The 13,720-nt window shown below is 45.7% G+C and carries 14 protein-coding genes; 9 read left to right on the top strand and 5 right to left on the bottom strand.

Annotated features, from left to right (window positions below; all coding sequences use genetic code 11):
* A complete protein-coding gene (parC, locus tag ACLIIY_RS13095) occupies positions 1-2,289 on the top strand; it encodes a DNA topoisomerase IV subunit A (RefSeq protein WP_434527709.1) in 2,289 nt (762 codons plus the stop codon).
* A gap of 38 nt (positions 2,290-2,327) precedes the next feature.
* Here the strand turns inward: parC and degS are convergent, their stop codons facing one another.
* The 3 genes from degS to zapG form a co-directional block, all read right to left on the bottom strand.
* A complete protein-coding gene (gene degS / locus ACLIIY_RS13090) occupies positions 2,328-3,395 on the bottom strand; it encodes an outer membrane-stress sensor serine endopeptidase DegS (protein WP_005436089.1) in 1,068 nt (355 codons plus the stop codon).
* Positions 3,396-3,598: 203 nt separating this feature from the next.
* On the bottom strand, positions 3,599-4,966 hold the full coding sequence (locus ACLIIY_RS13085; protein ID WP_009707746.1) for a Do family serine endopeptidase: 1,368 nt from the start codon (positions 4,964-4,966) through the stop codon (positions 3,599-3,601).
* Positions 4,967-5,184: 218 nt separating this feature from the next.
* On the bottom strand, positions 5,185-5,628 hold the full coding sequence (gene zapG / locus ACLIIY_RS13080) for a Z-ring associated protein ZapG (RefSeq protein WP_005436091.1): 444 nt from the start codon (positions 5,626-5,628) through the stop codon (positions 5,185-5,187).
* Between the two features lie 196 nt (positions 5,629-5,824).
* Here zapG and zapE point away from each other — a divergent pair, with 196 nt between their 5' ends.
* From zapE to sspB, 8 genes are all read left to right on the top strand, one after another.
* On the top strand, positions 5,825-6,928 hold the full coding sequence (zapE, locus tag ACLIIY_RS13075; protein ID WP_434527708.1) for a cell division protein ZapE: 1,104 nt from the start codon (positions 5,825-5,827) through the stop codon (positions 6,926-6,928).
* 254 nt (positions 6,929-7,182) lie between these two features.
* Positions 7,183-7,611, top strand: coding sequence for a 50S ribosomal protein L13 (rplM, locus tag ACLIIY_RS13070; protein ID WP_005436093.1), 429 nt, complete (start codon positions 7,183-7,185; stop codon positions 7,609-7,611).
* A 15-nt stretch (positions 7,612-7,626) separates the two neighbouring features.
* A complete protein-coding gene (rpsI, locus tag ACLIIY_RS13065; RefSeq protein ID WP_005436094.1) occupies positions 7,627-8,019 on the top strand; it encodes a 30S ribosomal protein S9 in 393 nt (130 codons plus the stop codon).
* A 549-nt stretch (positions 8,020-8,568) separates the two neighbouring features.
* On the top strand, positions 8,569-9,159 hold the full coding sequence (petA, locus tag ACLIIY_RS13060) for a ubiquinol-cytochrome c reductase iron-sulfur subunit (protein WP_005436095.1): 591 nt from the start codon (positions 8,569-8,571) through the stop codon (positions 9,157-9,159).
* Positions 9,159-10,424 carry a cytochrome b gene (locus tag ACLIIY_RS13055; RefSeq protein WP_005436097.1) on the top strand — a complete coding sequence of 422 codons (1,266 nt, stop codon included), beginning with the start codon at positions 9,159-9,161 and terminating at the stop codon, positions 10,422-10,424. Before petA ends, ACLIIY_RS13055 begins: the two co-directional genes overlap by 1 nt.
* Positions 10,421-11,158: a cytochrome c1 gene (locus tag ACLIIY_RS13050; RefSeq protein ID WP_005436103.1), complete on the top strand. Its 738-nt coding sequence runs from the start codon at positions 10,421-10,423 to the stop codon at positions 11,156-11,158. Before ACLIIY_RS13055 ends, ACLIIY_RS13050 begins: the two co-directional genes overlap by 4 nt.
* Positions 11,159-11,254: 96 nt before the next feature.
* The gene (gene sspA, locus ACLIIY_RS13045) at positions 11,255-11,890 is read left to right on the top strand and encodes a stringent starvation protein SspA (RefSeq protein ID WP_005436105.1); all 636 of its coding nucleotides are present in this window, start codon (positions 11,255-11,257) and stop codon (positions 11,888-11,890) included.
* Positions 11,891-11,909: 19 nt separating this feature from the next.
* On the top strand, positions 11,910-12,389 hold the full coding sequence (gene sspB, locus ACLIIY_RS13040; protein ID WP_005436108.1) for a ClpXP protease specificity-enhancing factor: 480 nt from the start codon (positions 11,910-11,912) through the stop codon (positions 12,387-12,389).
* A gap of 68 nt (positions 12,390-12,457) precedes the next feature.
* Here the strand turns inward: sspB and ACLIIY_RS13035 are convergent, their stop codons facing one another.
* Positions 12,458-13,108, bottom strand: coding sequence for a BON domain-containing protein (locus ACLIIY_RS13035; protein ID WP_331419154.1), 651 nt, complete (start codon positions 13,106-13,108; stop codon positions 12,458-12,460).
* Positions 13,109-13,129: 21 nt separating this feature from the next.
* Positions 13,130-13,720, bottom strand: coding sequence for a phosphoheptose isomerase (locus tag ACLIIY_RS13030; RefSeq protein WP_005436112.1), 591 nt, complete (start codon positions 13,718-13,720; stop codon positions 13,130-13,132).

The raw sequence follows: 13,720 nt of genomic DNA, 5'->3' as shown, positions 1-13,720 counted from the left end.
ATGTCTACAGAAATTACTTATGATGGCGTTGAACAGTTGCCAATGCGCAAGTTCACTGAAGACGCTTATCTGAACTACTCGATGTACGTAATCATGGACCGCGCATTGCCATACATTGGCGATGGTTTGAAGCCGGTTCAACGACGCATCATTTACGCAATGTCGGAGCTTGGTCTTTCGGCATCAGCGAAATACAAAAAATCAGCACGTACCGTTGGTGACGTACTAGGTAAATACCACCCGCATGGTGACTCTGCGTGTTACGAAGCGATGGTACTCATGGCTCAGCCATTCTCTTACCGTTACCCATTGGTAGATGGTCAAGGTAACTGGGGTGCGCCAGATGATCCGAAATCATTCGCGGCAATGCGTTATACCGAAGCGAAACTGTCTAAGTTTGCCGAAGTACTGTTAGGCGAACTGGGTCAAGGTACAGTTGAATGGCAACCTAACTTTGATGGCACGATGAAAGAGCCACAAATGTTGCCAGCACGTCTGCCTCACATCCTGTTAAACGGTGTTACTGGTATCGCGGTTGGTATGGCGACGGACATTCCACCTCACAACGTTCGTGAAGTGGCGGATGCGACCATCCACTTAATCGACAACCCGAAAGCAGAACTGCCAGATGTGATGCAGTTTGTGAAAGGTCCAGATTACCCAACAGAAGCTGAAATTACTTCACCACAAGCGGATATCGAGAAGATTTACCGTAACGGTCGCGGTAGCATCAAGATGCGTGCGGTATGGCACAAAGAAGGTTCTGACATCGTCATTACTTCTCTGCCACACCAAGTATCGGGTGCGAAGTTACTAGAACAAATTGCGAACCAAATGCGCGCGAAGAAACTACCAATGGTAGACGACCTTCGTGACGAATCGGATCACGAAAACCCAACACGTATCGTAGTGGTGCCTAAGTCAAACCGCGTTGACTGTGACTTGTTGATGAATCACTTGTTCGCTTCAACCGACCTTGAGCGCAGCTACCGTGTTAACTTGAACATGATTGGTTTGGATAACCGTCCTCAAGTTAAAGGTCTGGTCCAAATTCTGTCTGAGTGGATTGAATTCCGTCGTACGACTGTCCGTCGTCGTCTGCAACACCGCCTAGACAAAGTAATGGCTCGTCTACACATCTTGGAAGGTTTGTTAGTTGCTTACCTAAACCTAGATGAAGTGATTGAGATCATTCGTACTGAAGACGATCCAAAAGCTGTGCTGATGGAGCGTTTTGGTATTACCGATATCCAAGCGGATGCAATACTAGATACTAAACTTCGTCACCTAGCAAAACTAGAAGAGATGAAGATTCGTGGTGAACAAGACGAGCTAGAAAATGAACGTGAGAAGCTAGAGCAGCTATTGGGTTCTGAGCGTCGTCTAAACACACTACTAAAGAAAGAAATCAAAGCAGACGCAGAGAAATACGGTGATGACCGTCGTTCCCCATTGGTTGAGCGTGCAGAAGCAAAAGCGCTAACAGAACGCGACCTAGTACCAAGTGAGCCAATCACAGTGGTACTTTCAGAGAAAGGCTGGATTCGCCATGCGAAAGGTCACGATGTAGACGCAGAAGGCTTAAGCTATAAATCTGGTGATAACTACCTAGCGCATGCGCGCGGTAAGAGTAACCAGCAAGCGGTGTTCTTCGGTAGCGACGGTCGAAGCTACTCATTAGAGTCGCACTCATTGCCATCGGCTCGAAGCCAAGGTGAACCGATTACAGGTCGCTTGAATATCACAGCGGGTAGCAGCATTCGCCAAGTGATCATGGGTGAAGATGAGCAACTATGGCTGGTTGGCTCTGACGCGGGTTACGGCTTTGTATGTAAAGGCTCTGAGCTATTGTCTAAGAACCGAAGCGGTAAAGCCTTGGTGACGCTACCGGCCAACTCTGAGGTGATGACACCGAAGACGATTGCTGATTTGGATTCGGATGAAATTCTAGCGATTACCAACCAAGGCCGCATGCTGTTGTTCCCAATTAAAGACCTGCCGCAATTGGCGAAAGGTAAAGGTAACAAGATCATCAACATTCCTGCAGCGAAAGCGAAAGAGCGTGAAGAGGTTCTGTCTCACTTGATGGCTCTACCACAAGGCGCTTCTCTAACGCTTTATGCGGGCAAGCGTAAGCTAGGTTTGAAACCGGCAGACTTAGATAACTTCCGTGGTGAACGTGGACGCCGAGGTAGCTTATTACCACGCGGTTTACAGCGCGTAACGCGAATTGAAATCGAGATGGGCGGAAGCTCAGAAGTTTCAGAAGAACCAAGCGACAGCGAATAACGCACAAACAAAAATCCCAGCCAATGGCTGGGATTTTTTTATGCTTCTTGTTTGTCTTCGGCGATGGTGACTTTTAGATTCATTTCTTTACCCTTGCGGATAATGCCAACATCGACGGAGGTGCCCGGACGTAGGTCAGTGACGATGTCCATCACGCTCTGGCGTCCTTGAACTTTAGTGCCGTTAATACTGATGATGATGTCTTGTTTCTCAAAACCAGCCGCACTTGCGGGACCATTTGGATCGATACCAAGAACCACAATACCGCCAATGTGCTCGTTACCTAACAAGCGAGCAGTTACCGCATTAATATCTTGCCCATCAATACCGATATAACCACGGATCACGCGGCCATCAGCGATGATCTTCTGCATGATTTTGTTTGCTAGCGGTGCTGGAATTGCAAATGAGATACCGTAGGTCTCAAGGTCTGTCGCCTGTTGGAATGACGCGGTATTGATACCGACCAGTTCACCTTGAGTATTCACCAATGCGCCACCGGAGTTGCCTTCATTGATAGCGGCATCGGTTTGGATAAAGGCTTGGCGACCATCACTGATGGACGAGCGGCCTGTCGCAGAGATAATGCCGAAGGTAGTCGTCTGGCCTAAGTTGTATGGGTTACCAATGGCAAGCACCACATCTCCTACTTGAGGTTTGTAGTCAGCATTTAGTGGGATAACAGGCAGGTTAGAGCCTTCAACACGTAAGATCGCAATGTCTGTACGCTTGTCTGTACCTACCAATTGAGCAGCAGCAACACGGCCATCTTGCAAGGCTACGACGATTTGGTCAGCTTGAGCGACAACGTGATAGTTGGTAATGATGTAACCTTTTTCGCTCACGATAACCCCAGAACCTAGTCCTTGAGTCGATAGCTTGCTGCGATCATTTTCCACATATTTGCGGCTGTAGATATTCACCACCGCAGGTGCTGCCTTTCTTACCGCTTGGTTAAAAGACACTTCTAGCGATGCGATATTGCTCGGTTGCGGGTCAACAAGGGCGGTTGGGATAACATTGCTGCGCAAAGATGGAACGGCGAGTAATACGATAACGGCAGTTGCTAAGCCTAAAAAGACAGAACGTAACAAAAAGCTAAGCATAACCTCTCCATGATTGAGCGCCCAATTGGCATAGAAAACTGAAGGATAGCATTACATTGAAAAATAACAAAAGGGCAAGACGCGATCGTCTTGCCCTTTTAAAAAACCATGACATAAGAAGGAAAGTATTCGAGCGCTATCACTGATAAATATGTTGCTAGCGCTCGTTTGCTTTCAGCTATGTGATTGTTGAATGATGTCAATTAACGGATAACTAAGTAAACCGTCCGATCACCACGTTGAACGTTTATCGCGAGCACACCTTTGTGTTTTTCAACAATCGCGCGCAGTTCTGCTAAATTCTTCACACGCTTACGGTTAACACCAATAATGATATCGTCTTGCTCAAGTTGGTATTGTGCCGCTGGAGAGTTTTCAGCCACACTGGTCACCTTAACACCTTGGATTTTATCGCTTGGTGTGGTGTTGCTGAGTTCTGCACCTTTAAGGCCTTCGTGAAGCGTTTCCGCTTTCGCTTTCACATTGGTCGATTCACCTAACGTCACATCGAAGGATTTTTTCTTACCATCACGAATCACACCCAATGTGATCTCTTTGCCCGCACCGAGCGTTGCGACTTTTGCGCGTAACTCGGAGAAGGTATCAATCGACTTACCGTTTACGGAAGTAATCACATCACCAGCTTTCAGGCCTGCTTTATCTGCAGCGCTATCAGGCACTACTTGACTAACAAACGCACCTTTACTCGATTCATAACCTAATGCTTCTGCCAGTTCTGAAGTGACTTCACCACCTTGTACGCCTAGCATGCCGCGTTTCACTTCGCCAAACTCTAGAATTTGGTCTGTTAAGTTTTTCATCATGTTAGATGGAATCGCAAAACCGATACCAACATTACCGCCATTCGGACCAAGAATCGCTGTATTGATACCGATTAGTTCACCATTGAGGTTAACTAAAGCACCGCCTGAGTTACCGCTGTTGATGGCCGCATCTGTTTGGATGAAGTTCTCGAAGTTCTCCACATTCAAGCCGCTTCGACCCAGTGCCGAGACGATACCCGAAGTGACGGTTTGACCAAGGCCAAACGGGTTACCAATCGCAACCGTGAAATCACCAACGCGTAGCTTGTCTGAATCAGCGACTTTAATCTGAGTCAGATCTTTTGCTTTCTCCAGTTTGAGTAGAGCAATGTCTGACATTTCATCTCCACCGACGAGTTCTGCATCGTACTCTCTACCATCGTACAAGCGGACACGGATGTCATCAGCGCCTTTAATTACATGGTAGTTTGTGACGATTTGCCCTTTGTCCGCGTTAATAATAACGCCAGAGCCTAAGCCTCGGAATGGACGTTCGCGAGTTTGCTCTGTTGGAAACTCAGGCCCAAAGAAGAACTGAAACTGCTCTGGGATACGGCTGGTTTGAACTTGTTTACCTTCAACCGCAATACTCACAACCGCAGGGGTCACTTTTTCGAGCATCGGGGCAAGGCTAGGTAACTGCTCCCCATCCACACTTAACGGCAGTGCCGCAGTCGCAGTAATTGGGGTGATGATTGAACCCAAGCTTAAAGATAGAACGGTTAGCGCAAGCAATGGTTTTTTCATCCAATAACTCCTCTTGAAACAGGTCTGTCAAAAAGAAATATCCGAACCGTTAGTTCTATACGGTTATTTAGTTATATAGGGATTAATTCGGATAATCAAAAGGTGGCGACAGCACACAGGTTGTTAGAGATGAGTTGCTTAAGAAAAGTTCAAAAAGGGTCAATACAAATTGATAAGAAATGTGTATGTATTGACCCAGTTAGGTAGGAAAGGGGAGATTAAGACGCTTTAGCAGTGACAGCTTCTGGTGCGTCGATGATTTCTTTTTCCTGATCCTTTAAAAGACCTGTTGCGCCGTTGGCGTAGTCTTTTGGTTGTTCGTTGACGTTAGATTGGTCTTCTTCAATCTGTTCAGTCGACATGGCTGTCTTCTTATCAAACGGATTGTCTTGCTCAGGCAAGTTAGGCAGAAGTTCTGAAGACGTCTTCGCCATGTGTTGGTACAGCTTGGTGTAGTCTTTACCTAAGGTATCCAACATTTCTGCAGTTTGTGCAAAGTGATCGACGAGCTCTTGACGTTGTTGCTCTAGCTCAAACTTGGCTGCTTCCAGCTCTTTTTGCACAGACTTTTGTTTTTTGTATTCGGGGGTGGTTAGTCTACTAATGACTACGCCTACGATTGTACCGACCAGCAAACCCACAATGGCATAAATCCAAGGCATAACTGCTCCTTATAGTTGTTTTAACAAGTCTTTTACTACTTAGTTACACGCGGTGCTAGTCCATGTTACTATGGCTTGAACAGCCGATAAAGAAAAATAGCGGTAAGTCTTCGGGGACTGATATCCATATCTCTCTATTCTAAAAGCTGACCCCGAGGTGACAATTTTTTCTGTACCTCTGATACGACTCAATGCCATGACACCATTACAACGATACCAACAAGACATAGCAGAGCATGGATTCCAGCGTGACGAAGCACAACATAATGCTGTCGTTGCTTTAGACAACCTTTACCATGCGATTGCAGAATTCCAGTCTGCGCCTATTCCTCAGCTTAGCACTTGGCAGAAATTACTGGGTAAAAAGCCTGAAATGCCAGAACCACCAAAAGGCCTGTACTTTTGGGGAGGAGTAGGGCGGGGCAAAACTTACCTCATGGATGCGTTTTTTGACGCCTTGCCGACAGAAAGAAAGATGCGCGTGCATTTTCACCGTTTTATGTATCGTGTGCATGATGAGCTCAAGCGTTTAGGTGAAGTGGAAAACCCGTTGTCAAAAGTGGCCGATTTATTCAAGAAAGAAGTGGATGTGGTCTGTTTTGATGAATTCTTCGTTTCCGATATCACAGATGCGATGATCTTAGCGACCTTGTTGCAAGAGATGTTTAAGCGACAAATGATTTTGGTCGCGACGTCGAACATTGAGCCTGAAAACTTGTATCGTAATGGCTTACAACGGGCTCGTTTCTTACCCGCGATAGACATGATCATTCAGCGCTGTGACGTGCTTAATGTCGACAGTGGCGTGGATTACCGCCTAAGAACGCTGCAACAAGCCGAAATCTATCATTATCCGTTGGATGAGCAGGCGTCTATCAATCTTAATACGTATTACCAACAGCTGATTGGTGAAAGAAAAGTTGCGGCGCACAGCATTGAAATCAATCATCGAGAAGTGGCGGTAATAGAAGCCAGTGATGGCGTGCTACATGCTTCTTTTGAACAACTGTGTCAAACCGCACGCAGTCAAAACGATTACATTGAATTATCGCGCATCTACCATACTGTCTTGCTGGCGGACGTGAAGCAAATGGGTAGCAAGATAGATGATGCAGCGAGACGCTTTATTGCATTGGTCGATGAATTCTACGAACGTAACGTTAAGTTGATTATTTCTGCTGAAGTTGCAATGGAGTTCCTTTACACACAAGGACAGTTAGAGTTCGAATTTAAACGTTGCTTGTCTCGACTGACAGAAATGCAGAGTCACGAATACCTTGCTAGAGAGCATCTGGCGTAAAAAACAGCAACTCATCTTAAAAAAGTGAAGAAAAAATTAGTGATTTGGCGCAAAAAAAGGTGATTTTTTCTTCGCTCTTCTCTATAATCCTGCGACCCACCGTTACTGCAGACCTGAATATCGAAGTTATTTCGGCATAGAAGGTCGAGAGTACCAACGACTCGAAGGGGTGATGACTGGGCTCTTAGACAGTGTGGGAACACAATACTGTGTTCCTTTAAAGTTTAAAATTTAATTAACGGGTTATTATTAGCATGAAAACTTTCGTTGCTAAACCAGAAACTGTAAAACGCGACTGGTATGTTGTAGACGCAGAGGGTAAAACTCTTGGCCGTCTAGCAAGTGAAATTGCATCTCGCCTACGTGGCAAACATAAAGCTGAATACACTCCTCACGTTGACACTGGTGATTACATCATCGTTATCAACGCTGAGAAAGTTGCTGTAACTGGCAACAAAGCTAAAGGCAAAGTGTACTACCGTCACTCTGAATTCCCAGGTGGTCTAAAATCTATCACTTTTGAAAAGTTGATCGATCGTAAACCTGAGATGGTTCTTGAGCTAGCAGTTAAAGGCATGCTTCCACGTGGTCCTCTAGGCCGTGCTATGTACCGTAAGCTTAAAGTTTACGCGGGCGCTGAGCACAACCATGTTGCTCAACAACCACAAGTACTAGACATCTAATTGGGGATTTCGAAAATGGCAGAGAATCAATACTACGGCACTGGCCGTCGCAAAAGCTCAGCTGCGCGTGTTTTCATCAAACCAGGCAGCGGCAACATCGTAATCAACAAGCGTAGCCTTGATGAGTACTTCGGTCGTCCAACTTCTCGCATGGTTGTTAAACAACCTCTTGAGCTAGTTGAACTAACTGAGAAGCTAGACCTATACGTTACTGTTAAAGGTGGCGGTATTTCTGGTCAAGCTGGTGCTATCCGTCACGGTATCACTCGCGCTCTTATGGAGTACGATGAGTCTCTACGTCCTACTCTACGTGCAGCTGGTTACGTTACTCGTGACGCTCGTTGCGTTGAACGTAAGAAAGTTGGTCTACGTAAAGCACGTCGTCGTCCACAGTTCTCTAAGCGTTAATTTCCTCTTATCGGAAATTTATGCTGTTCCAGAGTTACTTTGGAAACTGTGCATCAAAGCTCGGCTATATGCCGAGCTTTTTGTTTTTCTAAAGCCTGAAAAAGTCCGTTTTTCCTTTCGCATTTGTTTTCACATTCTTGCTTAATATCCTCGCAACATTTGATCGTTTTATCTGCAAGTTTTTTGGTTTTCTTCGTGCTACAAAGCTGAGATAACAAAAGTGGAGGACTCCTTCACATTCTTGAAAGATCTTTCTATCTAATTGGCTGAAAACAGCCGAAATACAAGGCTTTTTATCTCGTTTCTAGCCATTCTTCGTTTCGCTTTCTTGTTACAAATCACATCTATTTTTTATAATTTTGCCGCTTTTGTGACGGCGTGAGCGATTTGCCTCACAATTGTTACAAAAAGGTAGCTTTATCTTGTCAAAAAGTAGGGTTTTCTTTATCATTTCCCCCCAATAAATAGAACTAAATTCATTATTTGTTAGCCATGCTCTTATAAGCGGAATAATAACGATCCAAAGGGAGCAAATGGGAGAATGTTTGGATGAGCAACGCGCCTTTAAATAACGGTCGCAGGCGTTTTCTAACCGCTACAACGGCAGTTGTTGGTGGATTAGGGGCAGCTGCCGTCGCCGTGCCTTTTATCAAATCATGGAATCCGAGCGCCAAAGCAAAAGCTGCGGGTGCGCCGGTGGAAGTGGATATCAGTAAAATCGAAGCCGGTCAGATGGTTCGTGTTGAGTGGCAAGGTAAGCCTGTATGGGTTGTACGTCGTACTCAAGAAGTGGTGGATAACCTAAAGAACATCGACGGACAGCTTCGTGACCCACAATCAGAAATGGAACAACAGCCAGTTTATGCTCAGAATGCGCATCGTTCGATCAAGCCTGAGTATTTCGTGGCAGTTGGCTTCTGTACTCACTTAGGTTGTTCACCGACCTATCTACCTGACACGTTCTCAGAGCAAGTCCAAGGCGTTAAGTCTGGCTTCTTCTGTCCATGTCATGGTTCTAAATTCGATATGGCTGGTCGAGTGTTCCAAGGTGTTCCTGCACCTCTGAACCTTGTGGTTCCTAAGCACATGTATTTGAGTGATACGAAGCTCATGATCGGTGTTGATGAGGGAGACGCATAATGCAAGCACTACTAGACTGGGTTGAAAAACGAATTCCCGCGATGAATGCTTATAAAAAGCATTTGTCTGAATACCCAATGCCTAAGAACTTCAACTTTTGGTACCTTTTCGGTTCTCTGGCAATGTTGGTACTGGTTAACCAAATCCTTACGGGTATCTGGTTAACAATGAACTACGTTCCATCTGGTGATGGTGCGTTTGCTTCTATCGAATACATCATGCGTGACGTTGATTACGGCTGGTTGTTGCGTTACATGCACTCAACTGGCGCATCAGCGTTTTTCGTTGTTGTTTACCTGCACATGTTCCGTGGTCTGATTTACGGTTCATACCAAAAGCCTCGTGAGCTACTTTGGATCTTCGGTATGTTGATCTTCTTGGTTCTAATGGCAGAAGCTTTCATGGGTTACCTATTACCATGGGGTCAGATGTCATATTGGGGTGCTCAGGTAATCATTTCTCTGTTTGGTGCGATTCCTGTTATCGGTGACGACTTAACACTTTGGATCCGTGGTGACTACATCATCTCTGGTGCAACGCTGAACCGTTTCTTCGCACTACACGTTATTGCCCTACCTATCGTTCTACTTCTTCTTGTTGTGTTGCACGTATTGGCACTGCACGAAGTTGGCTCTAACAACCCGGATGGTATCGAGACTAAGTTACCAAAAGGTTCAATGGGCGACGATTACGAAACGCAATTCAAGTTCCACGATTACTACACGAAGAAATACGACATCATCGATTCGATTCCTTTCCACCCGTACGGTACGGTTAAGGACTTGGTTGGTGTCGCTGGTTTCTTGTTCTTCTTCTGTTACGTACTGTTCTTCAACCCAGAGATGGGTGGATACTTCCTTGAGCCGCCTAACTTTGAAGCTGCAAACCCACTGAAGACACCTGAGCACATCGCTCCTGTATGGTACTTCACGCCGTTCTACGCAATCTTGCGTGCGGTTCCAGACAAACTATTGGGTGTAATCCTAATGGGTGCGTCAATTGCAGTACTGTTTGTTCTACCTTGGTTGGACCGTTGTAAAGTTCGTTCATACCGTTACCGTAGCAAACTGCACCTGTTGAATATTGTTCAGTTCACTATCGCCTTTATCGCTCTGGGTATTTTGGGTGCACTGCCGGCAACGCCGCTGTACACAATTCTGTCTCAGATCTTTAGCTTGTGTTACTTCATGTTCTTTGTACTGCTGTTCTTCTACAGCAAAAATGAAGCAACCAAACCATTACCAGAGAGGGTGACATTCAAATGAAGAAGTGGATTGTAATTCTATTTGCTATGTTGCCATCTCTCGCGATGGCAGCGGGTGCCAACGTACCGCTAGACAAGGCGAACGTGGACCTATCGGATAAAGCTTCGCTACAAAACGGCGCGAAGCTGTTCATGAACTACTGTTTTGCTTGTCACTCAACGCAATACCAGCGTTACGAGCGAGTAGCGACAGACTTGGATATTCCTGCTGACCTAATGAAGGAAAACCTGATTTTTGATCCTGAAGCGAAAATCGGTGACCTAATGGTAAATGCGATGCCTGCGAAGCAAGCGGGTGATTGGTTTGGTGCGCCGCCACCGGATCTAACACTTGTTGCTCGAGTTCGTGGTGCAGACTGGCTATACACTTACCTGCGCTCTTTTTATGTTGACCCATCTCGTCCATTTGGCGTAAACAACATTGTTTTCCCAAGCGTTGGTATGCCGCACGTTCTTGAAGAACTTCAAGGCATCCCGACACCAGTTTACGGCACAAAAGTTGTGGACGGTGAAGAAGTACAAGTGGTTGTTGGTACTGAAACTAACGGTACGGGTGAGCTAAGCTCTGGCGAGTATGACAAAGCAGTTGGCGACCTAGTGAACTTCCTAGTTTACTCTGGTGACCCAGTTCAGCTAGAGCGTCATGCGCTTGGTTGGTGGGTAATGGGCTTCCTAGTTCTACTAACAATTGTTGTCGTGATGCTCAAGAAAGAGTATTGGCGTGATGTGCATTAATTGTGCTATCATACCGTGCTAATTCCCAATTTTAATTGACGAATAATGGAGGCTTAGCCTCCATTATTTTTATTTGTAAGTGTGCTGGAGGGCTCCATGGCTGTAGCTGCCAATAAACGTTCTGTGATGACTCTTTTCTCAAGTGCATCAGATTTGTATAGCCATCAGGTTCGCATCGTATTAGCTGAAAAAGGCGTAAGTGTTGAAGTTGAGCTTGTTGATGAAGCTAACCTTCCTGCTGAGCTTGTGGAACTGAACCCATACAAGTCAGTACCAACTCTTGTGGACCGTGAGCTAGCTCTTTACGATTCAAAAATCATCATGGAGTACTTGGACGAGCGTTTCCCTCATCCACCTCTAATGCCTGTTTACCCAGTTGCTCGTGGTAACAGCCGTCTGATGATGTACCGTATTGAACGCAACTGGTACTCACTAGCTGAAAAGGTTGTTAAAGGTAACGCGGAAGAATCAGAAAAAGCACGTACTAAACTACGTAACGATCTTCTGACTCTTGCACCAATCTTTGCAGAATACGAATACTTCATGAGTGAAGAGTTCAGCCTAATCGATTGTTACCTAGCTCCACTATTGTGGCGTCTACCTCAACTAGGTATCGACCTTGTAGGCCCTGGTTCTAAAGAGATCAAAGTTTACATGAACCGCGTATTTGAACGTGATTCATTCCTTGCTTCTCTAACTGAAGCTGAACGTGAAATGCGTCTAGTTCGCTAAGCGATTTAGATAACACGTTATGGATATTGCAAAAATGACTGCTCGCCGTCCGTACATGCTTCGCGCATTCTACGAGTGGCTAGTAGACAATGACTTAACTCCACACTTGGTGGTTGATGCAACCATGCCAGGTGTACGTGTACCAGTTGAGTTTGTTCAAGATGGTCAAATCATCTTGAACATTGCTCCACGTGCTGTTGGTCAACTTGAGTTGGGTAATGATGCGATTACCTTCCACGCTCGTTTTAGTGGTCGTCCGCATTCGGTTATCGTGCCTGTTTACGCTGTACAAGCGATTTACGCACGTGAGAATGGTGCTGGCACCATGTTTGAACCAGAAGAAGCATACACTCATATTGAAGAGGAAGGGATTGTAGAAGAAGAGCAGTCTCCAACCTTCACCACGGTGAATGATGAACCTGAAATCGTGGACTCTGAGTCTGAAGAGGAAGAAACACCTCGCCCGAAAGGCAGACCAAGCTTACGAGTTATCAAATAAAAAAAGCAGCGTCGATACGCTGCTTTTTTCTTATCTAATTCAGCCTCTTTGATAACAGGCTTCGTCACTTATCCAAGCTCGTTTACCGGCGTCTCTTTTTCTGTCTCTGCCGGCACTGTATTTGCCGCTTCTGGCTCTTCAACTTCTAGTGGTTTTTCATCACCATATTGGAAGCCTTTGATTACTTGTTTTACGCCTGAGATATTGCGTGTGATCTCTGTTGCTCTCTCACTTTGTTCTGGCGTTACATAGCCAAATAAGAATACATCACTGTCTTCAGTGATGACTTTCACTTTCACGCCATTAAGCTCACTGTCGGTAAGCAGCGCTGATTTCACTTTAGTCGTGATCCAGCTGTCGTTACTGATTTGTGTCACGCTCAAAGGCTCTTTTTGCTTAATTTGGTTATGGATGTTCTTCACACCACTTACTTCACGAGCTTTGTTTTCAAACTCGTTGATGAGGTCTTGAGTTGGGGCTTGGCCCATTAATACGACAGTGCCGTTGTATGAGCTTGCAACGACGCGTGCTTTGCCTTTGAAAGGGGCTTTATTGCCAATTGCAGCGACTTCGAATTCGATGTTGTTGTCTTGCCAAATTTCTTTGGTCGTGCGCGTATCTGTAACGAGATTGGCAGTGGTCGCAGCCCCTGCAATAAACAAACCGGCACAGCCGCTCATGCTCAGCGCTGCACACAAAATGACAAGACTACGTATCATAATTCTAAACTCTCAATTCGGTTATTCTTCGTGAGCTGGGAAAAGTACTTGGTCGATTAGATCACACAGACAATGAAGTGTCACCATGTGCACTTCATGAATGCGCGCTGTACGATGTGATGGGATGCGGATTTCAACATCATTCTCACCAAGCAGGCCTGCCATTTCACCACCGTCTTTGCCCGTTAGGGCGATGATGGTCATATCGCGTGTTACAGCTGCTTCCATCGCTTTAAGTACGTTTTTGCTGTTACCACTGGTCGAAATGGCTAATAAAATGTCGCCAGGCTGACCAAAGGCGCGTACTTGCTTAGAGAAGATCTCTTGGTAGTGGTAATCGTTCGCTACAGCAGTCAATGTTGTGTTATCTGCTGTTAAAGCCATTGCTGGAAGGCTAGGGCGCTCAGTTTCGAATCGGTTCAAAAGGCAAGAGACAAACTGTTGCGAGTTCGATGCACTGCCACCGTTACCACAGCATAGGATTTTATTGCCATTGAGTAGGCTCGACACCATCGCTTGAGCGGCGTGAGTAATGGCATCTGGCAACGCTTCTGCTGCCGCAATTTGAATTTGAATACTTTCTGTAAAACTGTCTTTAATGCTGTCTAGCAT

This window comes from Vibrio sp. K4 (assembly GCF_051122595.1).
Taxonomy (GTDB): Bacteria; Pseudomonadota; Gammaproteobacteria; order Enterobacterales; family Vibrionaceae; genus Vibrio; species Vibrio owensii.
This window is presented reverse-complemented; position numbering and strand designations above follow the sequence as displayed.

Excerpts from the sequence above, each read along its gene's own strand:
- parC (WP_434527709.1), top strand. The coding sequence starts at position 1 with ATGTCTACAGAAATTACTTATGATGGCGTTGAACAGTTGCCAATGCGC.
- degS (WP_005436089.1), bottom strand. The coding sequence starts at position 3,395 with ATGCTTAGCTTTTTGTTACGTTCTGTCTTTTTAGGCTTAGCAACTGCC.
- ACLIIY_RS13085 (WP_009707746.1), bottom strand. The coding sequence starts at position 4,966 with ATGAAAAAACCATTGCTTGCGCTAACCGTTCTATCTTTAAGCTTGGGT.
- zapG (WP_005436091.1), bottom strand. The coding sequence starts at position 5,628 with ATGCCTTGGATTTATGCCATTGTGGGTTTGCTGGTCGGTACAATCGTA.
- zapE (WP_434527708.1), top strand. The coding sequence starts at position 5,825 with ATGACACCATTACAACGATACCAACAAGACATAGCAGAGCATGGATTC.
- rplM (WP_005436093.1), top strand. The coding sequence starts at position 7,183 with ATGAAAACTTTCGTTGCTAAACCAGAAACTGTAAAACGCGACTGGTAT.
- rpsI (WP_005436094.1), top strand. The coding sequence starts at position 7,627 with ATGGCAGAGAATCAATACTACGGCACTGGCCGTCGCAAAAGCTCAGCT.
- petA (WP_005436095.1), top strand. The coding sequence starts at position 8,569 with ATGAGCAACGCGCCTTTAAATAACGGTCGCAGGCGTTTTCTAACCGCT.
- ACLIIY_RS13055 (WP_005436097.1), top strand. The coding sequence starts at position 9,159 with ATGCAAGCACTACTAGACTGGGTTGAAAAACGAATTCCCGCGATGAAT.
- ACLIIY_RS13050 (WP_005436103.1), top strand. The coding sequence starts at position 10,421 with ATGAAGAAGTGGATTGTAATTCTATTTGCTATGTTGCCATCTCTCGCG.
- sspA (WP_005436105.1), top strand. The coding sequence starts at position 11,255 with ATGGCTGTAGCTGCCAATAAACGTTCTGTGATGACTCTTTTCTCAAGT.
- sspB (WP_005436108.1), top strand. The coding sequence starts at position 11,910 with ATGGATATTGCAAAAATGACTGCTCGCCGTCCGTACATGCTTCGCGCA.
- ACLIIY_RS13035 (WP_331419154.1), bottom strand. The coding sequence starts at position 13,108 with ATGATACGTAGTCTTGTCATTTTGTGTGCAGCGCTGAGCATGAGCGGC.
- ACLIIY_RS13030 (WP_005436112.1), bottom strand. The coding sequence starts at position 13,720 with ATGCTAGACAGCATTAAAGACAGTTTTACAGAAAGTATTCAAATTCAA.